Genomic DNA, 25,209 nt, shown 5'->3' with positions numbered 1-25,209 from the left:
TGAATTGCCAACCAGAATGAATGGTAGGACGGACTGACTTAGTGCTACGAAGGGGTATGTAGTAAGGGCTTTATTGCTGCTATGATACTTAACGGATTAGTCGGCTAACAGGCGGAACGAGTAATTTTCCAAAACTTCAAAATGAAAACTCGTCCGCTTGAGCCCCTTTGTTAACCTTATTTATCTCTGATTTCAATGATATTCTCACCACTTTCGAAAAAGCTGTTTTGCCTTTAAAAACATTCTCGGTAAAATTTCTCTCATTTTAGCATTCGAAGTGTTACCGCAAGGACCCAGAAAATTTTGGTGGAGTACCCTTTTGCTCAATAAGCTGGATGAAATCATCATCTTTACTCATGAAAACTGCACCTGCTTTCATTGTGCCTTTTTAAAAATCTCAGGATCTGTTGCATCATGAAGACCAAGGGCACGAACCGACTTTGCTTCTATATCATTAAATGTACGGTTGATCCACGCGGCAATAGCAGGTGAGAGTTGTGCATCAATCCAAAGCTTCATGCCGCAACTACTGGATGATCAATTTTCCCTCGGGCATACTTGATGGATGCTTCAATATCATCTTTTTCCAGGTCAGGCAATTCTTCCAAAATCTGCTCATGACTGAGTCCGGCTGCGAGCAGATCCAATACGTCAACGACACGGATTCTCATGCCCCTGATACATGGCCTGCCGCCACATTGATCGGGATTTGTCGTTATGCGTTTTCTCCAGTCTTTCATTTTGATAGAATTTTGTAGTTAATATCATAAATCTACTCAAAACAAGGCAGATATCATAGATTGAGGAAAATGAGGTAATCATGTATTTACCGGCAGTGCATTTTGCACGTCTGCTGCCAGACAATAAACCAATCAATCCCTCAAAGCAAACAAAAACAACATTTTGTTGGGTAAATTACCAACTTATGATAGTGCAACACCCGAATAATCCGCCAAATAAAGATTTTATGCGGTCTACCCTTAAACACACTCCCAAAACATCCACCCACCAATCTCTCTGCCATCCCTCGCGAAAATTCGGTATTTTCACACCACGAAATCTTTAAATCAAACCTATTTCACAACAGTATGAAAATTACGATTCAGCGCCTGAATGATGACGTCCACATGAAAGCTACTAACGAAGATGGTGTAAGTCTGGAGATGGATGGCTCGGATGACATTGGTGGCATTAACAGTGGATTCAGGCCCATGCAGATGCTTTTAGCGGCTGCCGGCGGATGTTCAACCATCGACATCATCGGAATCCTGAAAAAGAAACGTCAGAATCCGGAAGACATTAAAATTGAAGTGACCGGTGAGCGAATCAAGAAAGGAACCTACACAGAGTTCTCAGAAATTCACATGCACTATATTTTTAAAGGAGATCTGAACCCCAAGCAGGTAGAAAAAGCGATTGACCTCTCTCTCGGAAAATACTGCTCCGTCACCAAAACCCTGGAGAAGACAGCAAAAGTTACCAGCAGTTATGAAATTGTTAAGTAGTCTTGAGTCCTGAGATTTGAGAAATGAAATGTCAAAATTAAGGTTATGAAGTGTCCCCCTTTGAAGGGGGGAATGGGGGATGAAAAAGCCTTAAAATAAGGCAATAACTGAATGTTTTAATTCAAAAAACTCTGTGAGAGCCATCCCCCTAAATCCCCCTTCAAAGGGGGACTTTTCGCGAGTTTACTTTTTTTTTAGCTCGTCTTACTCAAGCTCTAGAATCATCGCATCCATTCCGGATACTTCCAGTACTTCTCCGATCTGAACGGTTTGATCGCTCACAACATCATAGGCGGATGAAGTACCATCCAGAAGTTCTGAGAATCTGTTTAAATCCAGTTCCTGAGCCTCTTCGTTCGCGTTCAGAACCACCATTACAGTCTCTTCAACATTATGACGGAAATAGACATAGACATTGTCCTGCGGGATAAAATGTGTTAGCTCACCATTGTGAATCACATCTTTATCCTGGCGCCAATTGGCTACACGAGTTAAAAACTCGTGCGACTCCATTACAGGAAATCCGGTCTTTTCAGCCAGTTCCTCTCGCCCTTCCTCGGTAAATCCATCGATTGGATCTTCCTCCCAGCCGCCGGGGAAATCTTTCCGCTTCAGCCCGTCCGGACCACCGCCGGTCATCAAAATTTCATCTCCGTAGTAGAGCTGCGGAATTCCACGGGTAGTCAGCACAAAACTGAGTGCTATTTTGAACTTTCCATAATCTTCACCCACTACCGAGAAAATCCGGTCCAGGTCGTGATTTCCCGGAAAAATTACATTCAGGTTTGGATCAGGGAATAGAAAATCCTGACTCAGAACATCATACAGCCTGTAAATCCCGGTATCCCAGGATTCCTCTTCATTCAACCCGGCGGCAATTGCATCGTATAGCGGGAAATCGGTTACGCTGGGCAGGTAGCTCTCATAACCGTCAGAGCTCGGGAAGCCGGTCTGCCAGTAAGCCGTTGATGGCGGATTAGACATCCACGCTTCACCCACCATATTAAAATCGGGAAACTCCTCCAGTACACGCCGGCTCCACTCAGCCATATACTCTTTGTAAGGGTAAGGATGGGTATCCATTCGGATTCCGTCAATTCCGGAGTACTCAATCCACCACAGTGTGTTCTGAATCAGATAGTTTGCCACCAGTTCATTTCGCTGATCCATATCTGGCATATCCACAACAAACCAGCCCTGTACCATTGCACTGTAGTCAAAATCGGAAGCATAGGGATCCATTACTGTTGCGGCTCTGAAATTAGTTGTCCCTTTCTCTTCAATATCGTGGACCCAATCGGACGTTGGCTGATCCTTCACAAACCAGTGTTCCGTTCCCACGTGATTGTGAATCATATCCATGATCACTTTCAATCCCATATCGTGGGCTTTATCGATCAGTTCCAGGTATTTATCATTGGTTCCAAAACGGCGGTCCACCCGATACATATCGGTTGCCGCATACCCGTGGTACGCACCGTACTCCGGAGGCATATCATTTTCGATGATGGGAGTAAACCAAACCGCGGTCATGCCGAGATTTTTTAGGTAGTCGAGGTTGTCAATTACACCCTGAATGTCGCCACCGTGCCGGGCATTCGGATTATCGCGATTCACACCTTCCAGCATTCCCTCGATGCTATCGTTTTCGGGATCACCGTTTGCAAATCGATCCGGCATCAGAAGATAGATTAAATCGGTTGAATCGAACCCTTGATTTCGGTTCAGATCGCTGCTTCGTTCTTTAATTTCGTACTGATGTGTGTAAGAGTACTCTCCCCGGTTAAATTGCAGCTCCACAGTTCCCGCCTCGGCCTCATCGTGAATTCGAAGAGTGACGAACTGATAATTGGGATTTTCGACCAGCGTAATTCGCTCGATGGTTACACCCGGATAATCCACGGATGGAATTGCAGTCTGGATATTGTCTCCGTGAACCAGCAGTTGCACTTCAGGCTCCTGAAATCCAATCCACCAGTTTTCCGGCTCAACACGGTCTATTTGGATTGACTGAGCAACCAGTACCGGAACACAAAAAATAAATAATAAAAATGATGATATAGCCTTTGAAGTTCTCATAGAAGTATAATTTAGTAACAGTTGTCTAAACCTGTAATTGAAATTCAGCTTATACAAAATAGCAAAAGAAAGGAAGGATTATGTATAAAAAAGCCCGCACGGTTTTCCATGCGGGCCCATAATCTACGTAGAAACGTATTTACTAAAAAAGATCGCGATTAAACAATCATCGTAACCAATTCTGCAGTTCGTGCTGAGTAACCGGCTTCATTGTCATACCATCCAACAATTTTCACAACTTTCCCATCTACTTTTGTAGACAAGCTATCGTAAATACATGAACTTGGATTTCCAACGATGTCACTGGATACCAGTGGCTCGTCGCTAAATTCAAGAACGCCTTTCATTTCTCCTTCCGCAGCTTTCTTGAACGCTTCCTGAACTTGCTCTTCGGTGACATCTTTACTCACAACTGCAGTAAAGTCTGTCAGTGATCCGTCGGGAACAGGTACACGGACAGCCATTCCGTCCAGCTTACCATCCAGATGAGGAAGTACCAGTCCTACAGCGGCAGCGGCACCTGTTGTTGTTGGTACAATGTTAGCAGCTGCTGCACGGGCTCTGCGAAGATCCTTGTGAGGACCGTCAACTATCTGCTGATCGCCGGTATAGGCATGGATCGTTGTCATAAATCCTTGCTCAATTCCAAACGCATCGTCAAGAACCTTCACCATAGGTGCAAGGCAGTTTGTTGTACAGCTTGCGTTTGAGTATACGGTTCGGTTTTTATCAATCTCATCGTCATTTACGCCAATCACGATGGTTTGAAGATCGCCTTTGCCCGGTGCTGAGATAATCACTTTTTTAGCACCCGCTTCAATGTGTTTAGCGGCTCCTTTATCATCACGAAAAATCCCTGTAGACTCAACGATTACTTCAGCTCCTCGTTCGCCCCATTTCAGGTTTACGGGATCACGTTCAGCAGTTACGCCAATTTTACTTCCGTTGATTACAAGATTATCACCGTCAGCGTATACTTCTCCGTCAAATTTTCCGTGAACAGTATCATACTTAAAAAGATGTGCAAGTGTTTTTGTATCTGTCAAGTCGTTAATTCCAACAACTTCAATTTCGTCACTCTGATATTTAAGAATAGATCGCATAACTAATCGGCCGATCCGTCCAAACCCATTAATTCCAACTTTTACTTTAGCCATAAAATTTTACTCCTTTTCATTTTAAATTATCTGCTTGTTTGCAGTATTTATAACATTAAAATAACGGTTTAGATTCACTCAATCCATTAATTCATCAAAGTTACACTCCTCATTTTTATTAGTTTACGTTGGGAGCGCTTTTTCAATTTCAAGATCATACTTTGTGAGATAAGATTTTGACTAGAGTGAGAAAAAAATTTCTGATAGTGTTGATTTTTTCTCAACTCAATGGTTAAGTCAATACTGTAACAAGCTAAAGCTGTCGCAGGCTTACAGCCTGCTATCTGAGGGGATAAATTTATTGGCGAAGGGTTTTGGCCCTTCGCTGAGTTATTTTAGGCTTTCAGCCTAATCTTACACTAAAAAATGATATAAGAAACCACATAAATTAATTTCAAAGAACAAATTATTTAGATTCTGAATTTTAATTTGATCTGTAAATCCCACAAAAAAAAGCCTTTGATTACTTCAGAGGCTTTTGAAGATCTGCTTTAAATTGAACTAGCATCACTAATCAAGATCGATATCTTCAGGGATATCTTCATCATCCCCGGAAATCAGATCATCCACCCCATCAACGTCAGAATCATCTTCCTCATCATCTTCAACAACAGGTGTTACCGGTTTTTTAATCTGTGCTTTTGCACCGGCTCGTTTCAGCTGCATTGCAATATCTGAATTGTCGTTGTCCAGAGCGATGTTTAAGGCTGTATCACCGTTTTTATCTTTTAGCCGAACATTTGCTCCCTGATCAATCAAATACTTTACAACATCGGTATTACCTTCTCGTGCGGCAAGCATTAAACCGGTCTGCCCCCATCTTTGCTTAGCATTCACATCAGCTCCGGCTTCAACAAGTAGTTTTACAGCGGCAAGATTACCTTCCCGGGCTGCAACAATCAGTGCCAGACCGCCAATGGGCGTCCCGTTTTCCAGAAGGTACTTCATAATTTCTATGTTCCCATTCTCTGCAGCTCGATTCAGAGCCGTTCCTCCCATCTTTGTTTGTACCGCAGGATCTGCACCCTGTTCAATTAAATATTTAACAATATCAAGATGGCCATTTTCGGCAGCATAGATCAGGGCAGTATTGCCATTTTTGTGTGTCTCGTTCAGATCCACACCTTTCTGATGATGATTTCGAACTTCGTTCAAATTCCCATTTCGTGCGGCCTGTAATAGTGGCGAAAGCTCCATAATGATGATTTAATTGTTTTAAAAATGCGTTTTAACAAAATAATTGTCTCGGTTATTTCTGAACAGTATATCTAAAATAAATCACATTAAAGCAATAGGGTTTTCCCTGTAACAGAAGATTAAAAGCAGGATAATTCAAAATGATATGCAAAGTTATATTCTAAGAATACTTCCCTTTTTCAAACTCATTTCAGCTGAACTGACGTATCGTATCCGTTTAAAAAATCAACCCCAGACAAACGTTTTGTGCCCGGCAGTTGAAGCTCCAAAAGTTCAAGCAACCCGTCATTGCACTGTACATACAGTCTGTTGTCAATTTCAACAAGCTGTCCCGGTTTTGCATTTGATGTTTTTGGGCCCGGTTTTGCTTTGTAGATATTGAGTTTCTGTTCACCAAACATGCACCATGCGGTCGGAAATGGGTTCAGCCCACGAATTAAATTGTGTACATCTTCAACAGATTGGTTAAAATCAATCTTGGTGTTCTCTTTAAATAATTTTGGTGCCGGCGTTGCCTGTTCGTGGTTCTGTACCATCCCCTCTGATGTTCCTTCTGCAATCCGGTCTACCGTATCTTTCAGCAGCTCTGCACCTTTAACTTTCAAGCGGTTATATAGATCTCCCGTTGTTTCCAAAGGCCCAACATCTGTTTTGAACTGTGCAATTATCTCACCGGTATCTACTTTTTCATCCAGGAAAAATACTGAACACCCCGTCTCTTTTTCTCCTTTTATAATTGCCCAGTGAATGGGCGCTGCGCCACGATACCTTGGCAGTAAAGACGCGTGTAAATTGATAGAGCCGATAGCAGGGATGGATAGAATTTTCTTCGGTAAAATACGGAAAGCAACCACTACCAATAAATCCGGTTTTAGCCTTATCAACTTCTCAGCAAACTCGTCTGATTTTGGATCTTCAACATCAATGGTCGGATAACCCAGATCCATCGCTTTTTTCTTGACCACAGTGGGTTGAGGCTCCCCGCCCCTGCCACGCCGTTTATCCGGATTGCTGGCAACAGCAACAATATCATGCTCCGACTTATGAAGAGCTTCGAGAGAGGGAATCGCAAAATCGGGCGATCCCATAAATACGATTCTTAATGTTTTCACTTTACCGGCTCAATCTTTTGATACTACAGGATATTCAATATTAAGCGTGCCTTTATCAATTTTTTTCAAAAGTGATTTATGCAAACGCTTTTTAAATGCACTCAGATAATCCAAAAAAAGAACACCCTGAAGGTGATCGTACTCATGCTGGATCACTCTCGATTCCCACCCTTCTGCTTCAATACGTTTTTTGTTAAAATCCCGGTCGAGGTACTCGATAGTCACTTTTTCAGGCCGAACCACATCATCCCGAACGTCAGGAATGCTTAAACAACCCTCTTCCATCTTCACTTTTTCGCCGGTAGTTTCCACAATTTTTGGGTTGATGACAACCAAAGGCCCGTGGCTTGTCTCTTCTTCAAGCTCATCCGTGATTCCATCAGCGTCCATCACAAAAAGCTGAATCTTCTTGCCGACTTGGGGTGCGGCAAGACCAACTCCCTGAGAGTTGTACATGGTATCAAACATATCATCGATCAGGGTTTGAAGCTCTTGGTCATTCTCTTCCACCGGCTTGGTTTTTTCACGTAAAACCGGGTCGTTATAGGTTACAATGGGTAAAACAGACATAGATAAATTATAATTCTGGATATGCTTCTAAAAACTCCCTTAAAATAAGGGCTGCAGCAGCCTGATCCAACCTACCTTTTTTTTCACGACGCTTTCTGGACACCCCGGCTTCTTTCAACGCTTCCATTGCCTGCTTGGTTGAGTAGCGCTCGTCCATCTTGTGGATCTCAATATCCTTATATCGTTTTTTCAGATGGTTGTAGTACTCTTGTGCCATCTGCGTAGCATTGGTTGGTTCACCATCCGGAGTTAAGGGCCATCCTACAACAATAGCAATTACAGGTCCCTCTTCTTTGATCTGTCTTTCTACTTCGATAAAAGAGTCCTCGGGCGTAAACGTGGCCACGGTATTTGCAACTGTTCTTAAAAGATCAGTCCTGGCTATACCAACCCGCTTACCGCCAACATCAATCCCGAGGATTCTGCCAAAATTAGCCAATCACCTATTTTTTACTTTTCTTCTTTACCTCTTCAAGCGGCTGCTTCAAGAATTTTTTCAAACGCTTACTTGGTTTGAAATGAGTTTTTCGGTGTGCGGGCACATAAATCACTTCGTTGGTTTTGGGATTTCTGGCCTTTGGTTTGGCTTTTGTCTCCTTAACTTCAAATACACCAAAGTCTCGAAGTTCAATCCGGCAAGTCGGATCAGCAGCAAGCATTTTACTTCTTAGAGCATCTATTACAGCATCTACCCACGGTTCGGACTGATTGAGCGGTACGTCCATTTGGTCGGCTACTGTTCGCACGATATCACGTTTTGTGTAAGTCACCATCTTTTTTCTTGTTTTGTTGTTATCACTCCAAATACATCTATGACAATGTATTATATATTTAAGCAATTATTAATAAAAGATTTGAAAATAAAAATAGGTGAATCAAACATATTTCTATACGTAAAAACGCCTACTAAAGATAGTCTTAACACTGCCGCTACTCGTAGCGCGTTACATTTTTAATGCCCTCTATTCTCTCCAAACGGTTTATAATCTCTTCAAGATGTTTTAAATCGCTGACATAGATGGTCAGAATTCCGTCAAACATTCCACCTTCACTGCTCACGTTTATACTCTTCATATTTGTTTTCAAGGATTTTGAAAGTATCTCCGTGATATCATTCACCAGTCCAACCCGGTCTTCTCCAATAACCCGAATCGCACCGAGAAATTGATCCTCAATATTTTTAGCCCAGCTTACGTCAATAATTCTCTCGCTATCAGTACGAATTAAGTGATGAGCGTTTTTACAATTTGAACGATGTACTTTTACGTCACCGTTTCGGCTTATAAAACCGATCACCTCATCACCGGGTATCGGGTTACAACAATTTGCATAGCTATACTTTACGCCGCTTAATTCACCCTCGACCAAAAGAGCTTTTGAATCTCCAACGGAACGAGCTGTGGAAATATATTTCTCTTGAATTTCATCTTCATCAACAGGCTTCTCATCTTTTTCGTCAGTCTCGATTCTGCCTTTGCTCTTTAGCTCTTTAACCACTTTGTAGAGATCCTTAACATCAAAGACGCCCGCTCCAATCTCATAAAACATCTCCTGAGTGTTCTCAAATTTGAAACGGTGGGCAACCTTCATCAAATCCTGATCGGTAATTTCAATCTTCCCTTTAGATGCCTTTTTCTCCCAAAGTTCGCGGCCCTCTTCAGCCACTTTCATCTCTTTCTGTTTAATAAACTGACGCAGCCGGGCTTTTGCTTTATGCGTTACCACATCTTCGATCCAGTCTGCATTCAAGTTAATTTTGTTGCCTGTTATAATCTCAACCTGATCTCCGCTATGTAACTTTTGGCGCAAAGGGACCATTTTACCATTAACCTTTGCCGCAACTGCACGCTCACCGATTTCACTGTGAATTTCGAATGCAAAGTCGATACAGGATGCTCCTTTTGGCAGTGTTTTTAGTTCACCCTGAGGTGTAAACACATAAATTTCATCCTGATACAAGTTTAGCTGAAAATCTTTTACAAACTCTGTAGCTGCATCCGGGCGCGGACTGTCGAGAACATCGCGTACCCAATGAACAAACTTATCCAGTTCTGCACTGCCACCGCTGTTACCTTCTTTATACTTCCAATGGGCTGCCACTCCGTGCTCGGCAATATCATCCATTTTCCGGGTCCGTATCTGAACCTCAACTTTTCGTCCCTGTTTCGTAATTACCGTAGTGTGCAGGGATTGGTAACCGTTTGCTTTGGGAACAGAAATAAAATCGCGAAATCTCTTGGGAATAGGTGTATACCAATCCGTTATAACGGAGTAAACACGCCAGCAATCCTCTTTTTGATGTGGATCTTCCAGAATAATGCGAATCGCAAAAAGATCGTAAATCTCCTCAAAAGGCTTCTGCTGCATCTGCATCTTTCTGTAAATGGAGTAGATGTGCTTTGGCCTGCCTTTTATTTCAAAGTTGAAATTCTGCTCTTTCAGCTCGTTTTGAATCGGTTCCATAAACTGACTGATAAACTCTTCCCGGGCATTCTTCTTCTCTTTCAGCTTGCGAACGATAAATTTGAAAGAGTTCGGATCAATTACTTTAAAGCATAAATCTTCAAATTCATTTTTGATTTTAAAAAGCCCGAACCGATGCGCAAGAGGAGCATAGAGCTCCATGGTTTCCGTCGCTTTTTTAAGCTGCTTTTGACGTGGAAGTGCCGATATAGTGCGCATATTATGCAAACGATCGGCAAATTTAATCAACACTACCCGGATATCCTCTGCCATAGAGAGGATCAGTTTCATAAACGTTTCTGCCTGTTTGGTGTCCCGGCTTTCAAAAACACCTGAAATCTTTGTCACACCATCAATAAGGTGCATCACCACAGGACCAAAGACTTCCTCTGTCTGATCAAGTGTAACCGGTGTGTCTTCAACTGTATCGTGGAGGAGTGCAGCTATAACCGATTCGTCATCAATATTGAAATCGCCGGCCATAATTTTTGCAACCTCAACGGGATGCAGATAGTAAGGTTCGCCGGATGCTCTCTTTACATCCTGATGCGACAGGCAGCAGAGCTTGAATGCTCGTGTAATAAGCTGTTCATCAACTTCATCCAGTGAAGCATGGCACAGGTCCAATAGTTCAGTCAGCTCTGTTTGCTGCTGATTATCGAGATCGAATACTTCGAGCTGTTCGCGGATATCTGTATCCACTTTTGCCATAGACGGTTACGCTTGAATTAAGTTGTTATTGAAAAACATTACGTAAATGAAAACAGTTCATAAACTGTAAAATAAAGAATTTTCAAAAAGACTCTGCCTCTATAAATAACGAACTAAAATCTAAAGATGATACCCAGCGAAAATCTTTCCGAATCTTTAATATCGATATTTTCAGAATTGATTAGCTGAACAAAACGATATTCAAAGAATGGTTTTATGTATGGGATGATGGAGAGTTCTCCGCCAAAAAAAAGATTCCAATAGAGATTTTCCTCATTAACTCCTCTTAGCTGACTGGGGTGAGATTCCGTGCGATCTGCATTTAATTCTGAGCTGTCAATACCCAGACCAATACCCGCAACAGGATTCACCGGACCTAATTTTACACCGGCAAGAATAGCCGCGCCGATATCGAAAGCCGTTTTTTCTTCAAAGACTTCTGTTACCAAACCGTTTACAGAGTTTCTTCTTTTTAGGGTATCAGAAAAATAGCTGCCATGAGCTCTTACCTTCAGATCTGCAACCGGTGGTAAATTAACAATTCTGTACTCCAGCCGAATACCATATCCTTGAGTTGGTTCTTCACTGCGAATATCCAGTCCGCCCCCTATCCCAATCTGTGCCATACTTTTTTCCGGAAAAGAGAGAATACTCAACCCCGAGATACAAAAGGCAAAAACTATTATTTTGAAATGACACATCTTGCGAGCCGGTTTACAAGAAAGTTTAGCTGATAATAATAAATAATGAGAGAGCGTCAACCAATTCAAACTGAGTTCATGGAAAAACTTCACAAAAAAAGCCTGAGTTCAAGTAATAAGTGCAACACGAAAAGTAACCCTGAGGGGCGCGCCCCTCAGGGTTTTCGGCCAAGCGGCTTATATTCGTGTTATCATGCAAAAACACAAACAACTTGACCTTAAAGCTCGTCATCAAATCAATGCTGGATGAGTTTAGACGGAGCTGACCACTTCGTTCGTCTAACCCTTAGAGAAGAAGTTGAAACTATCTGCCAAAATCATCTTCTACTCTAACAATATCATCCTCGTCAGATGGATTTTCAGGATCAGTATGCTGCCAGATCTCTGCGATAATGGCCCAACTTTCCAACCCAACCAACCTGTGCCTTTCACCTTGAGCCAGCCGTATGATATCACCAAGATCCAGGGTTTTTACAGGCGACTGCTCGTCAGTTTTGCTAACCACAACACCTGCCTTGCCGTCAATCACTTTCCAGATTTCCGAACGCCGGTAATGATACTGCCAGCTCAATCTTTTTTGAGGAGCTACCATCAGAAGCTTCGGGCTCAACTTATCGAATTTCGAAAAATCATCTATGTTTAATTCCGGGAAAAACTCAGAAATAAATGCTGTAGACTGATCTTCATCAATAACATAAAACCCACCCCAAGGCCGGTTTTTGTCAGAAGCTACGATAGAAAAGTTATTAGTCTTGAGAATGTCCTCAGCTTTTTTAAAAACTTCTTCCTTTGTTGATACCCTGTTATTATCGGTCAATGTCCTATTTCTAGTTACAATCTTTGGTTAATGGTATAGTAATCAGAAATGTTGTCCCCTTATCCTTCTCACTATTTACATCGATTACACCGTTGTGAAGATCAACAAAATATTTTACGATCGCCAGACCGAGCCCCGTACTTTTTTCTCCCGAAGTTCCTCCGTTAGGTGCAGATGTACCGTTTTGAAACAGATCGGAAGCTGTAAATTTATCCATTCCCACACCGCTGTCTGTAACTTTCAGTCGTAATTCACCATCTGTCAACTCAATTTCTCCACTGGTCTGTCCGCCAGATTTTGTGAATTTAATAGCGTTGGATAGCAAGTTGCCGTAGATCTGCTCAAATTTATCCTTGTCAATACAAACGGTTTCTTTTGCATGTAGGTTAATTTTCAAATCCACATTTTTCGACTTGGCAACAGGCTGGTACAGTCGGTTCATCGACTCCGATACTTCCCTCAGATCAACTTCTTTTGAATTTAGCGTAAAGCCTTTCGACTCTATCAGAGAATAACTTAAAATTTCGTCTATCATCTGATTGAGCTGCGTCGCGCTCTGCTCGAGAAGTTCGATCATCTCTGCCTCTTCATCTCCTTCAACCAATTCACCGAGCATATTACTCATTCCGATAATGCCGTTTAGCGGAGAGCGCATATCGTGGCTGAGCATTTTCATCAATGTCAGTTTGTGCTCATTCAGCTCTTTAAGCTTTAGGTTTTGCTTGCGAAGTTCCAGGCGAGCCATCACTTCTCCAGCCAGGATTTGCAGCTGTTTTTTCTGCTTCTCCGGCATTTCTCTCTCTTCATAATCCAATACACAGAGAGCTCCGATAGCGTATCCCTCCGGATCTAACAGTGGTGCACCCAAATAGTACCGGAGTTTTGGGCGCTCTTTTACGTACGAAAAATTCTTAAAACGTGGATCTTCAGCTAAATTTTTAATTTCAAGAACTTCATTTTTTTGAATGGTATACTGGCAGACGGTAATATCTCTAGAAACTTCACGAGTCTGTTCAGACATTCCGTATATAGACTTCGCCCACTGCCGCCCTGAATCTATCAAGTTAATTCTGGCAATGGGTGCATCACATAGATCTGCGGCAAGTTTGGTCAGGTCATCAAACTTCTCTTCAGAAACTGTATCTAATACAGAGTAAGCGTGAAGTGCTTCAACACGCTTTTTCTCAGAATCAGCTTGTATTGTATTCACTTCCATATTTCCGGGTAAATCTATTTCACATTTTCTGTAAGTAGAACTTTCTTCAATTCAGTAAACGTAATCGGTTTCACCATGTAACTTAAATAATCGGTCTCGCCTGCCTGTTTTCTATGATAGTCGTCTGAATTACCGGTAATGTAAATGACTGGCACGTCTTTTTTTTCCTGCACTTTTTTCACTACATCAATTCCCGAAATACCGGCCCCGAGAAAGATGTCTACAAGCATCAGGTCCGGTTCAAAATCTACAATAGTTTCCAGCGCCTTTTCCCCTGTGTGGGCTTTTTTCACTTCTTTATAACCAATTTTCTTTAACATGATTTCAAGGCTTAAGGCCAGGATCATGTCGTCTTCTATAATTAAAACTCGCATATCTTCCTGCTTATGAATAACCTTTTGTTTGTTTAATTAAATATTGAGCTCTGTTCTTCTGTCAGGGAGCTGCTCGATCCCTTCACATCCATCTGCTCAAACTCAATTACCAGGCGACTTACGCCATTGTTGCTAACATTCATTTTACCGTGTATTTGTGATAAAAAGATGCTAACAAGTAAGCTTGGAAATGATTCCACTTCTCCATTTCGCTCAAATAACTCTGTACTGATCGCATTTCCTTCAAAAACCAATACGAGGTTGCTCTGATCTTTTTGTAGTAAAACTTTCAGATTACGTCCATTTGGATGCGTCGAAAATACAATGTTCATCAACTCATTAACAGCCAGTCCAAGCGGAACGGCTTGATTAAGATTTAGAATGATTGGCATGGCATCAACTGTAATATTCAATTCATCAGACTCCGTTAATCCTTTCTGCGGCAGTGCCTCCATGATGGTCCTGAGATAATCATCGAACTGAATGCTAACCATGCTTTCATTGCTGTACAGGTTTTCATGAATTTTTGCGATAGAGAAAATTCTGCTGCGAATATCATTTAACTTATTTTCAACATTTAAATCGCCTTCCTCCATAATCTGCAAATCAATCAATCCGGCCATTACTGCAAGATTATTTTTTACCCTGTGGTGTACCTCTTGCAGTAAAATCTCTTTTTCGCCTAACGACTTCTGAAGATCATTCTCCAATTTTTTCTGTGCACTCAAATCAACATAAATCACATAGGCCGCCACAACCTCTTTTTCGTGGATAATTGGAATAGCACTCATCAATACCGTGAGCTTCTCCCCTGTTTCTGTAAACCTCTCCACCTCGTCGGTATAAGACTGCCCTGAAAATACCTGTTCACTAATCTCTTGAGCGTCTCCCAACGCTTCACCATCCATCAACAGCCGATGGACATCTTTCCCAACAGCTTCCAGTTTTGTATATCCATACAGCTCGGTAAAACTGTTATTAATTTTCACAATTTTATTATCCGGGCTGAACATCGCCATGGGTAACGGTGAGCTTTCAAAAAGTTGGGAAAGCATATCATAATTCTTGTCTTTCTCTTTCTCAATGTCCACCAGATCGGTTACATCTGTCCCTGTGCCAACCAGGTACTCTCCCTTTTCTGTTCTAAACCGATTGGCCAGTAAATGGTAAACTCTTATGCCATCGTTCTTAGATATAACTTTTGATACAATATGGGTAGAACCATCCTCGAAAGCATCTTCTAAAGAGTTGATGATTTTTTCATGTTCGTCTTCCGGAAAGTAGTGAAGAGCATTATTCGATTCTATCTCTTCGGGTGTATATCCTAGGTCATCAGTAACAGCTTCGTTATATCTTAAAATGTCCATCTCCTTATTCAGTACATAAAAGGTACCCGGAATACTGTTGATGACTGCCTCTGTAAATTTCTTCTCGTGTTTGAGGTTAATCAATGTTTCTTTCTGTTTAGAAATATCCCGAAACGTGTTTAACGAGCGCAATTCACCATTTTCATTCTTGTATAAAACAGACGACGACTCCACAACAAGCTCTTCCCCGTCTTTATGTTTATAATTTTTCTCACCTTCATAAAAAGATTTTTCATCTCTTATATTGTATGCTTTTTGGTTCACAGGGTGATCCAAATCCATGACAATCTCTCTTCCGCCTTCAATCAATTCACGCTTGGAGTATCCGAGAATCTTGCAGGCTGCCGGATTGGCATCATAAATATCACCTTCCGGGGATGAGATAATAATTCCGGACAATGAGTTTTTAAACTGTTGTATATATCTCTCTTGCGTTTCCCTCAAAGCGCGCACAACTCTCATGTTTTTACTCACATCTTCAAAGAAGACAAGCACACAATTTTCCTCACTATCTAATAGTGAAATCGTTAATTTACACCAGCTTTTTTTGGGAAATTGCTCATTGTCGGGGCAGGGCATAGTGAGTTCGTAGTTGCTTTTTACTCCGTCAAGAACTTCACGCATTCCAAAAATGATCTTCAATGCGTAGTCGTCACCCTCTTCAACCGCTTTTTGGCAATGATCGAAATAGTTGCTCCCCGGTTGTGCCATACCGAGTTTGTGAAAATCCTCTTTTCCATGTACCCAGCTTGAATTGGTCGAGAGTATTGATCCGTCTTCTGCTACAATGGCCGCCGCCCCCGGCAGCGCATTGAATACCGCATTTTTTAAATCCTTCATTTCCTGGAACTATTAGTTGCTCACTCTTTTTTATATTCTAAATCAAGATATGATTGATTTTTGAGACAAATAAGACGTCGAACACTTAAATTAAAAGTCCGTAAATAAGCGTAGGGCTAACAACAAGATTTTGGAAAATTTACCTATGACGAAAAGTCGGGTTTATATGTCTCTCCGTTCATCACTTTTTTTACCGCTTTTATAAAATCTTGCCGGGTTGGGTCACTGGAAATGTAGCCGTCAATTCCTTTTTCGAAAAGTGGTGCAATGAGTTCCTCTGATTGATAGATGTGCAGTGCTAATACTTTAACTGATGAATGAGTTTCTTTCAGATTTTCTATGATTTTGAACGCTGATCGCTCAAAATCCATCAAATCTATGACTATAAGAGTATTTTCATCATTTTTCACAGAAGATAATTCATTGCAAGAAACTAGATGAAGAGACACCAATTCATCATATTCTTCTTTTATGAGGCTCTCAAAATGACTCGCTCGTGGTGTGCGTTCTGCAACAATGATGATATTTGTATTCCCCGTATTCATTCTACGGTAAACTATACAGAGTTATCTAAAGGCGGTATTCGTGCAAAAGCTTAAAATTAAGACCGGCCCGTCCGTATTAATACCTAGAGTAAAATTGAATTATTTATCTTTACCGGATGAAATTAAATTATGCTGAAAAGCATACTTCACAAGGCCCGCTGTGTTTCTGGCCCCTGTTTTCTGCAGAAGGTTTCGGCGATGGGCGTCTACAGTTCTCGAGCTGATATATAGCTTTTCAGCTATCTCCTGGTTGGTGTGCTCTTGAACAATCAGTTCGAGTACTTCAAGCTCCCTGTCTGTAATATGAATCGGATCAGGGCCGGTCGATTTTCCTTTCCCTTTCACCAGGTCCATCATAATGCTTTCTGTAGCTTCATCGCTAAAGTAGTGCTTGCCTTCCGTGATGGCATCAATCGCATCTTTCAGCTCTTTTCTACCTGCACTCTTCATAATATAACCGGAGGCTCCGGCCTGGATCATCTGACGGATATGGAGGTCGTCATTACTCATCGTAAGGGCGAGTACTTTTACATCAGGATATTTCTCTTTAATTTTTTTTGTGGCAGTTATACCGTCCATAATAGGCATATTAATATCCATCACAACGATGTCTACAATCTGATCTTTTAATATTTCCAAAGCTTTCTCACCATTTTCAGCCTCATCAACAACATCGATGCCGGCCTGAGGTTCAAGCATGAGTTTTATGCCGTCCCGAACAATTTTATGATCGTCAGCCAGCAGTATTTTTACATTTGCCATATTTTTACTCCATATTTATTGGAACTACCACAGATACAATGGTACCTCTACCTAAGTTACTAATAATATCCAAATTTGCCGACATTGCACCAACTCTGGTTTTCATACTACGCAGCCCCAGTCCGTCCCCCTCTTTTTCCTCAACATTAAAACCTATACCATCATCTTCGATAGTAAGTAGTATTTCCCCCATAGAGTAGATCAACTGTACATTAACCGTTTCCGGATCACCATGACGCAACGCGTTATTTAGTGCCTCCTGGGTAATTCTGTACAGGTTAATCTGTACATTCTCAGGAAGTTCTACATTGTCTAAATTGTGATAAAGATAAAATATTATTTTTGTCGATTTCTTTAACTGATTGATTAATGACTCAATAGCAAGCTCGAGTCCATAATCCTGTATTGCTTTTGGCAGAAGATTTTGAGAAATACTGCGCGTTTCAGAAATCGCATGATTTAAAAGCTGCAGACCATTTTTAAAGGTATCGGATAGTTTAACCGGTAGCTTATCCGCATCTTCATAAACTGATTTCAGGTTCATATTAGCAGCAGATAAATACTGTCCCAATCCGTCGTGGAGCTCTTTCGCTATTCGCATTCTTTCACGCTCTTCACCCTCAATAATTGCACTGATGGCGTGCTCTTCTGCTTTACGCTGTTCGGTGATATCATTGACAATCACAAGCCGCTGATGCTTTCCTTCATAATAAATATCAGAAGCTGAAATCATAACCTTAAGCTTCTCACCGGATTTTGTGTAGTGGGTCCACTCTTCAAAAAATGATGGGCCTTCCATCCTGTTTTTTTCTGTGGCTTTTCGAACTTTTTGAATATCCTCTTCGGGTCTTATATCGAGAATCGTTATTTTTTTAAATTCTCCACGGCTGTATCCATATTTTTGAATGGCTGCGTCGTTCACCTCGGAGTAATAAAACGTGTCCGGATCATAAATCCACATCGGAATTGGATTTTGCTGAAACAGCAGACGATACTGCTCTTCAGATTCTTTTAGTTGCTGCTCGGCTTCTTTTCTTTCTGTGATATCATTTGCGATCACTAAACGATGAATTTTGTTCTCATAAAATATTTCAGACCCTGATAGCTCTACAATAAGTTTTTGCCCCTCTTTTGTTTCCTGAATCCATGTATCGAAACCTGTGCTTTTATGCTGTAGGCTTCGTTTGATCTCGTCTTCAATTTTCTTGAGATCCTCTTTACGGTGGAGTTCATAAATCTTTAAACTCTTGAATTCTACCTCGCTGTATCCAAACTTCGAAATTGCGGCCCGGTTTACGGTTACAATTTGTAGCGTTTGAGGGTCATATATCCACATTGGAATTGGGCTTCGTTCAAAGAGAAGCCTGTACTGTTCTTCTGATTTTTGAAGTTCCCTTTTCGCAACTTCATCAGCGGTAATATCCGAAATTGTACCCACCAGATGTGCTGTCTGAGATCCATCTCCGCGAATAAAATATCCCTTATCGGAAACAAATCTGTACTCTCCGGAACCGTCCAGTATCCTGTATGTACCCGCCCAAAACTCTTCTCCACTTTCCATAGCTCGCAGTATACTTTTTGTGGTTGAACGAACATCATCCGGATGCACTTTTGACTCCCACCAATCTATATTCTCTTCTACCTCCATTTTTTGATAGCCAAATCGAGACATCCATCCCTCGCTCCACCAAACATCTCCTGTATCAAAATTATGATCATATAAAACATCATTTGATGAACGGGCGATCAGTTCAAAACGATTTCGCTCCTCTTTAAGCATCTCCTGGTACTCCTGGACCGGGGTAATATCTACCATTGCACCAATAATTCGCTGAAGGGTTCCGTCTTCATCCCGAATGAGAACCGCTGAGTCTTTTACAGTGCGAATATTCCCATCCGCAGCAATAAATCTATACTCACCTTCCCACTCGGTAGAGCCATCTCTTTCTGCTTTGCGCAGACTTCCCAACACCCGACCCCGATCCTCTTCGATCATATGCTTATGCCAGAAATCCGTGAATCCCTGATAGTCCTCTTTCCGGTAGCCCATTACAGTCTCTATCCCCTCCCCCCACCAAACCGTATTAGTTTCAGGATTCCACTCCCAAACAACATCTGAAACATTATTTGCAGCCATTTCAAATCGTTGGCGTTCGGAGGCCAATTGCTCCTGAATTTGTTTTAGCTCACTTATATCCTGTACCGTGGTTACACGATATGGTTCAGACATTCCTTCATCGTCTACAAGAGACATATTAATTAAGGCCGTGAATGTTGTTCCATTTTTTTTAAGTAACTCCACTTCAAATGATGCCGATTTTTTCTCTTGAAGAACCTCCTGCTTGCTCTTAAAGATTTTGAAATTTTCCTCGTCGTATATGCTTTCGACCAACATCCCGGTCATTTCTGTAATATTATAGCCAAAAAGGTCTGAGAAAGCCCGGTTCACTCTCTTAACAACATTTGTCTTGTGGGCAGAAACAGCCAATGCCGTGTTCGACTTCCGAAACACATTTGCAAGTAACTGGTTCTCCTTCTCATACTCTACTCTCTCGGTAATGTCTATATGAGTTCCCACTAAACGAGTTGGATTCCCCTCTTCATCCCATTCTACGGTTTTTCCCCTGTCCAGAATCCAGACCCAATGACCCTCTTTATGCTTCATGCGAATTTCGCACTCATATGTTGCAGCATTTCCACTAAAGTACTCCTCGACAGCATTCTCAAACACCTCATGATCATCGGGGTGCAGCAGCTCATTCCAGGTTTTTATACTTACCGGCTCTAGTTCTTCAAGAGTATAACCAGCCAGGTTGGCCCATACTTCATCAAATTTTGTCACACCGGTTTGCGGATGCCACTCCCATAGCCCTACATTTGCACTTGTTGTAGTTAGATGCAGTCGCTCTTCGTTCTCTCGAAGCTGTTCCTCCATTTGCTTCCTTTCGGTAATATCAAATCCGATTCCAAGAGATTTATTTTCGCTGATCGTAACGTTAATCCAGGTTGTAGAGATAATCTCACCACTTTTTGTAACGAGATCAAAATCTACCCAGCTCCCGTCAGACTTCGCAATGTGCTGTTTAGCTCTTTCGAAATCTTTCTCCTGCGTAATAAACTTTAAAATATTTTTTTCTTTTGCAGTTTCTTTAGAGTACCCAAACTTCTCAGCGAAATATTTATTTATCTGACCAATTGAAGCATCCCTGTCATGAAGGTTGATAAAAACGGGCATGTTATCAAAGATCACCTCCAGTTCTTTTCTCTCTTTCTTGATCTGTTCTTCCAGCATTTTCTGCTCAGTTATATCGTACCCCACTCCAACAAAAGTGCTGTCACTGAGTACTATATTTGTCCACATTTGGTAGCGCTCTTCACCGTCCTTTGTAGTAACGCGGTACTGCATCCAGCCTTTGTCGAGGCTCATTATATCATCGAGCACCTCAGCTCGATATTCAGGGTCCGGATAAGATAACTCTAAAAGCGAGTTTTCCTGGATATCATCTCTCGTCCATCCAAGCACCTGCTCGTGATACTTATTCATGGTTATAAAGTTCTGATCTTCATCGTAGACATTGATCAGCACCGGAATTCGCTCAAACAACTTTTGAAGTCTCTCCTTTTCTCTATCCAATTCCAGTTCAAGTTCCTTACTCTCGGTAATGTCAATGGTTACACCTGTTACACGATCAACTGTTTCATCTGTTCGAAATGCTTCTCCGCGCGTCCAAAGCCATCTAACCTCCCCACCTTGTAAAACAACTCTGTACTTAGCGTTAAAATCAGTTGCGTTTTCAAGTAAATAATCCACCTCTTTCTTGAACTGCTCCAGATCATCCGGATGAATTTTATCGTATACCATTTGAAGTGTTATATTTGCATCCTTAGAATATCCAAAAAGTGAGTGGTGATTTGTTGAAGTTTTATATTGATCAGCTTCTACAAAATACTCCCAGGTGGCCATCCTGGCAGAATTCAGAGCCAGGTTCAGGCTTCTGTCCATCTGTTCCAGCTCAGCCTGATTTTTAGTAACAAACTTTTCGTAACTCTTCATCATAAAAAAGAGTCCTAAAGCTGTAATCGTTATATAAAAAAGCCCCTTGGCTGTTTGTAGTGCCGTCAACATTGAAGCATCATCAACAAACCACTCTATAAAAGTGTCGGTTGTGGTAATCCAAACCACTGCAAACAGAAAATAGATAAGCGTAATACGCAGAGGGGTAAATTTCATAGACGATGTAGTTCGGTTTTCATCACTTTACCAAATTGAAAACTGGCTGTCAAGCTGTTGAATTAAATAGGGGTAAGCAGACAAAACTCTATACCTGATGCATTACCATTTCCCTTTCCGGACGGGATAACTTCCTAAAACCTTCAGATATTGTGCTTTTTTTCCAAGTTTTTTAAGAGCTTCCGCCAGCCGGGGTTCCTCTTTATTGCCGGCCAAATCAAGATAAAAAAGTGATTGCCAGGGGTGCCCTAATCTCGGTCTCGACTCCAGCTTTGTCATATTTATTCCCGAATCTCCCAAAATATTGAGGCATTTTAGCAGTGCTCCTTTTTCATCCACCGTGGCAAAGATGAGCGACGTTTTACAATCTAATTGAGGATCGCATGTAATCGCATCCCGGCTCACCACCACAAATCGGGTGAAGTTCTCTTTCTGATTAGCCATATCGCGATGAATAATCTTCAGCCCATAAATCTCAGCAGCATAGGATCCTGCAATAGCCGCCTGAGACAAATCGGCATCGTCACGAACTTTTCTCGCAGCCATGGCCGTATCAAAATAAGATTCTACGTGGCAGCGGGATAAGCCGGCCAGAAATTTACTGCACTGCGCAATTGCCTGTGGATGTGATAGAATTCTTCTGATGTTTGACAGCTCAACATGTTCGGGAGCCATCAAACAGTGATTTACCTGCAATACCTCTTCTCCAATGATAAAGAGCTCTTTTTCAGCCAATAAGTCGTATGTATCATTTATCGAACCGGCTGTAGTGTTCTCAATCGGCAGAAATGCAACATCTGCCAGCCCATCTTCTACAGCTCCTGCTGCCTCATCAAATCTTTTATAGCCAATACACTCCACATTGCTGTATCTCGGCTCAAAATGTCTCATTGCAGCTTGATGGCTATAGGCGCCGTCCGTGCCCTGGTACGCCACTTTAATATGCTGATCCTCAGCCTTCTCATTCTGATGATCTACCAGTGCATGGGTCTGATATCGAACCGAATATTGAATAATCTCCCGATACATCTGCTCCAAAAAGTACGGGTCCACCCCCTCTTCTGCCGCAATCTGCTTTAGTTTTTCGATCAGCTTCTCTTCGCGATCGGGATCGCGTACTTCCGTAGCCGAAGAAAGCTTATCGGACAACACTTTTTTTACAATACGCTGACGTTCGCCAAGTGATTTAACGATCGTCTCGTCAATTTGATCAATTTTCTGCCGAATCTCTTCGAGTGTTTTATCCGCCATTTGTTATCGAATCGTTTGTTTCAAAATCTCAACTCGTTTCAATATTTTTTCCCGATCCATTTTCCTGAAGCGTTCCGGCAACAGTGCCTTTGATGTACACTCTATTACCGCAACCAAAGTCTGAAGTTCCACCTCTTCGGGATAGGTAGGCGGGATAAAATCATCAAATACCTCTTCCAGAAGATCCGGTGTTACTTCATTTTTACCCTGCGATGCCGCCCGGAACTTTGCCCGGGTTAAGGCAGCCTCCATATCGGCTCCGGAGTAGATGGTTTTCTCTTTTCTAACCGCTTTGGGCACATATTCCTCCGACAGTTTCAGATTCGTTTTTCTCTTCATCACTTCAAAAAGCTCACTCCTCTCCTCAACAGTTTCAGGCGGGAAAAGCGCAATATGCTCCTCAGCGCGGCCTTGTCTTTTCAGGTCAATCGGCATCAGATCGGGCCTGGCTGTCATTAAAAACCATAAAATGCGTCCGCGATTACTGGTATCGCTCATTGCCGTTGCAATTTGGGAGAACACTCTGCTCGAGACACCACTGTCTCCCGACGCTGACCGGTCACCGAGGTAGGCATCTGCCTCGTCAATCATTACTGCCACAGGTGACATCGCCTTTAAAAGCGTTAGTATTTTTTCCAGATTTCCTTCTGTAACACCCTGCCATTGGCTTCTGAAATTTTTCAGCTTCACCATTGGCACTCCAATTTCACCGGCAAATGATGTTACAAGAAATGTTTTACCGGTTCCCACCGGACCGCATACCAGGTAGCCCATCGGCAACACGTCCCGCCTTCCCTGTTTCAGTGCCTCAACGGCATTCCGAAGATGTTTTTTTACGTTCACATGTCCGGCTACGGCATCCAGTGAACTCTTTGAAGGAATGAACTCAATCAAGCCGTATGCTTCCGATTCAATCAGCTCTTTCTTAATTTCCGTGAGGGATTCAAATGTAATCACTTCACTGTTTTCTACCGCATTGGAGAGAATTGATTTAAGTTTCAGATAGCCCAGGCCGGCCGTCATCTGAGCAACTAGCGGTTTTGAAACTTTCGAAATCTTTTTGAACTCATCCTTCTCTATTTGATTTTCCAGATAGCTCAATCTCTCGCTCTCCTCCGGGAGATTTATTCGCACGCTTGATGTATACGGGTTTTGAACCAGTGATGGATTGAGATCGGTTGCGTTTTCCGTCAGCAGCACGGTCGTGAAGTCGGATGCCAGAAAGAGCGGATCGTGTGCCCACTTCATCAGATAAACAAGGGCATTTCGATCTTCCGTGCCGGTACTCCCGGCCTCGTTCGCGGGAATTATTGTTTCCGCGTAATCAACGATAAGGGCAACGCTTTTCTTCTGATCCAGTCGGATTCGGAAATACTGCTCTAATACAGAAAAAGCACCTACCGGATCCTTTGGGAGTTTTTTAGAGTACTCTGTACCTGCTATCGAATCACGGCCGGAAAGAGCCAGGTTAAAATCTTTTTGCGATTCCTGGTCTCGAAAATAGATCCCGGATGACCGGTCATAAAAAATGACAATGTCGCGGGCCCCAAAAAAATCCTCAGCCAGAAACGTTTTCAGCCGCATGAATTTTTTTTCAGAATTTCCAACCGATACAAGGTCGTGAACGTTACCGTGAAGAATAAACTGATTGAGCGTTCGGCTTAAATATTTTTTAGCCAGAAACTGAGCCCACTGTGGATATTGGGAAAGCATAAGGTTTGTTTTTTTAGTAGTGCTGAATAATTCACAATTAGAACTGTAATTACCGGCTGAACTGAAGTTCCCCCTTCGAAGGGGGTGCAAGGGGATGGCAATCAATCCAGTGTTCAATGACTCTGGATACATTTTCTAAATCATTGAATATATCTTCATCCCAAAATCTTAATATGGTAAACCCATATTTTTCTAATTCTTTTTGTCGCAACTCATCTTTATACCATTGATGTTCATGTTCATGGCTTTCCCCATCTACTTCTATTATTAATCGCAACTCTTTGCACATGAAATCCGCAATGTAGTTTAATACAGGTCTTTGTCTCAGGAATTGATATCCCTTCATTTGCTTTGCTCTTAACAATTTTACCCAAAGTCTAATCTCAGCGGGTGTGGAATCATTACGTAGTTTTCTGGCGATCTCTTTAAGATCTTTATTATAGCCTAAATGGTTAAAATATTTTGCCATAATTCATTTGTTAAGAGCCATCCCCCTTAATCCCCCTTCGAAGGGGGAGCGCAAATTTAATTTTTACTGATGCTGAATTAAATTCATGGCCGGAGTTAAGCTTTCTACTCAGAAGACCCGTAAATAAGT

22 protein-coding genes are annotated in these 25,209 nt (G+C 41.9%); 1 reads left to right on the top strand and 21 read right to left on the bottom strand.

Annotation, left to right across the window (positions count from 1 at the left end):
• Positions 1 to 375: 375 nt before the first annotated feature.
• Both ACESM0_RS02875 and ACESM0_RS02870 read right to left on the bottom strand, forming a co-directional pair.
• A complete protein-coding gene (locus tag ACESM0_RS02875) occupies positions 376 to 519 on the bottom strand; it encodes a DUF5615 family PIN-like protein (RefSeq protein WP_372903454.1) in 144 nt (47 codons plus the stop codon).
• Entirely contained in the window at positions 516 to 740 is a 225-nt protein-coding gene (locus tag ACESM0_RS02870; protein WP_101073121.1) for a DUF433 domain-containing protein, read from the bottom strand. The genes ACESM0_RS02875 and ACESM0_RS02870 overlap by 4 nt, the downstream gene beginning before the upstream one ends.
• A 348-nt stretch (positions 741 to 1,088) precedes the next feature.
• On the opposite strand from ACESM0_RS02870, the gene ACESM0_RS02865 reads away from it, so the two are divergent.
• A complete protein-coding gene (locus ACESM0_RS02865) occupies positions 1,089 to 1,505 on the top strand; it encodes an OsmC family protein (protein WP_372903452.1) in 417 nt (138 codons plus the stop codon).
• A gap of 204 nt (positions 1,506 to 1,709) precedes the next feature.
• On the opposite strand, the gene ACESM0_RS02860 is transcribed toward ACESM0_RS02865, so the two are convergent.
• From ACESM0_RS02860 to ACESM0_RS02770, 19 genes are all read right to left on the bottom strand, one after another.
• Complete coding sequence (locus ACESM0_RS02860) at positions 1,710 to 3,584, bottom strand: glycoside hydrolase family 13 protein (protein WP_372903450.1); 1,875 nt, start codon at positions 3,582 to 3,584, stop codon at positions 1,710 to 1,712.
• Between the two features lie 158 nt (positions 3,585 to 3,742).
• Complete coding sequence (gene gap / locus ACESM0_RS02855; RefSeq protein ID WP_372903448.1) at positions 3,743 to 4,741, bottom strand: type I glyceraldehyde-3-phosphate dehydrogenase; 999 nt, start codon at positions 4,739 to 4,741, stop codon at positions 3,743 to 3,745.
• A gap of 510 nt (positions 4,742 to 5,251) precedes the next feature.
• On the bottom strand, positions 5,252 to 5,938 hold the full coding sequence (locus ACESM0_RS02850) for an ankyrin repeat domain-containing protein (protein WP_372903446.1): 687 nt from the start codon (positions 5,936 to 5,938) through the stop codon (positions 5,252 to 5,254).
• 185 nt (positions 5,939 to 6,123) lie between these two features.
• Positions 6,124 to 7,050 carry a methionyl-tRNA formyltransferase gene (gene fmt, locus ACESM0_RS02845; protein ID WP_372903444.1) on the bottom strand — a complete coding sequence of 309 codons (927 nt, stop codon included), beginning with the start codon at positions 7,048 to 7,050 and terminating at the stop codon, positions 6,124 to 6,126.
• A 9-nt stretch (positions 7,051 to 7,059) separates the two neighbouring features.
• Positions 7,060 to 7,620 (bottom strand): peptide deformylase, encoded by a 561-nt coding sequence (def, locus tag ACESM0_RS02840; RefSeq protein ID WP_372903442.1) that lies wholly within the window; start codon positions 7,618 to 7,620, stop codon positions 7,060 to 7,062.
• Between the two features lie 7 nt (positions 7,621 to 7,627).
• On the bottom strand, positions 7,628 to 8,059 hold the full coding sequence (gene ruvX, locus ACESM0_RS02835; protein ID WP_372903440.1) for a Holliday junction resolvase RuvX: 432 nt from the start codon (positions 8,057 to 8,059) through the stop codon (positions 7,628 to 7,630).
• A gap of 4 nt (positions 8,060 to 8,063) precedes the next feature.
• On the bottom strand, positions 8,064 to 8,393 hold the full coding sequence (locus ACESM0_RS02830) for an HU family DNA-binding protein (RefSeq protein WP_372903438.1): 330 nt from the start codon (positions 8,391 to 8,393) through the stop codon (positions 8,064 to 8,066).
• A gap of 157 nt (positions 8,394 to 8,550) precedes the next feature.
• Positions 8,551 to 10,794, bottom strand: coding sequence for a RelA/SpoT family protein (locus ACESM0_RS02825; RefSeq protein ID WP_372903436.1), 2,244 nt, complete (start codon positions 10,792 to 10,794; stop codon positions 8,551 to 8,553).
• A gap of 113 nt (positions 10,795 to 10,907) precedes the next feature.
• Entirely contained in the window at positions 10,908 to 11,420 is a 513-nt protein-coding gene (locus tag ACESM0_RS02820; RefSeq protein WP_372903434.1) for a hypothetical protein, read from the bottom strand.
• A 379-nt stretch (positions 11,421 to 11,799) separates the two neighbouring features.
• Positions 11,800 to 12,312, bottom strand: a complete 513-nt coding sequence (locus ACESM0_RS02815; RefSeq protein ID WP_372903432.1) for a phosphoheptose isomerase — start codon at positions 12,310 to 12,312, stop codon at positions 11,800 to 11,802.
• Between the two features lie 10 nt (positions 12,313 to 12,322).
• Positions 12,323 to 13,528, bottom strand: coding sequence for an ATP-binding protein (locus ACESM0_RS02810; protein ID WP_372903431.1), 1,206 nt, complete (start codon positions 13,526 to 13,528; stop codon positions 12,323 to 12,325).
• Between the two features lie 14 nt (positions 13,529 to 13,542).
• Entirely contained in the window at positions 13,543 to 13,902 is a 360-nt protein-coding gene (locus tag ACESM0_RS02805) for a response regulator (protein WP_372903429.1), read from the bottom strand.
• Positions 13,903 to 13,934: 32 nt separating this feature from the next.
• The gene (locus ACESM0_RS02800) at positions 13,935 to 16,109 is read right to left on the bottom strand and encodes a PAS domain S-box protein (protein WP_372903427.1); all 2,175 of its coding nucleotides are present in this window, start codon (positions 16,107 to 16,109) and stop codon (positions 13,935 to 13,937) included.
• A 143-nt stretch (positions 16,110 to 16,252) separates the two neighbouring features.
• A complete protein-coding gene (locus tag ACESM0_RS02795; protein ID WP_372903425.1) occupies positions 16,253 to 16,654 on the bottom strand; it encodes a hypothetical protein in 402 nt (133 codons plus the stop codon).
• 99 nt (positions 16,655 to 16,753) lie between these two features.
• A complete protein-coding gene (locus tag ACESM0_RS02790) occupies positions 16,754 to 17,416 on the bottom strand; it encodes a response regulator (RefSeq protein ID WP_372903423.1) in 663 nt (220 codons plus the stop codon).
• Between the two features lie 4 nt (positions 17,417 to 17,420).
• Entirely contained in the window at positions 17,421 to 21,647 is a 4,227-nt protein-coding gene (locus ACESM0_RS02785; protein ID WP_372903421.1) for a PAS domain S-box protein, read from the bottom strand.
• 102 nt (positions 21,648 to 21,749) lie between these two features.
• Positions 21,750 to 22,898, bottom strand: coding sequence for a bifunctional chorismate mutase/prephenate dehydratase (locus tag ACESM0_RS02780; protein ID WP_372903419.1), 1,149 nt, complete (start codon positions 22,896 to 22,898; stop codon positions 21,750 to 21,752).
• 3 nt (positions 22,899 to 22,901) lie between these two features.
• Positions 22,902 to 24,611 (bottom strand): ATP-binding protein, encoded by a 1,710-nt coding sequence (locus ACESM0_RS02775; RefSeq protein ID WP_372903417.1) that lies wholly within the window; start codon positions 24,609 to 24,611, stop codon positions 22,902 to 22,904.
• 49 nt (positions 24,612 to 24,660) lie between these two features.
• Positions 24,661 to 25,080 (bottom strand): endonuclease domain-containing protein, encoded by a 420-nt coding sequence (locus tag ACESM0_RS02770; protein ID WP_372903415.1) that lies wholly within the window; start codon positions 25,078 to 25,080, stop codon positions 24,661 to 24,663.
• Positions 25,081 to 25,209: the final 129 nt, after the last annotated feature.

Source organism: Rhodohalobacter sp., from assembly GCF_041686455.1.
In the GTDB taxonomy this organism is placed as follows: Bacteria; Bacteroidota; Rhodothermia; order Balneolales; family Balneolaceae; genus Rhodohalobacter.
The sequence above is the reverse complement of the archived record's forward strand: the minus strand, read 5'-3'. Positions and strand labels throughout refer to the sequence as shown.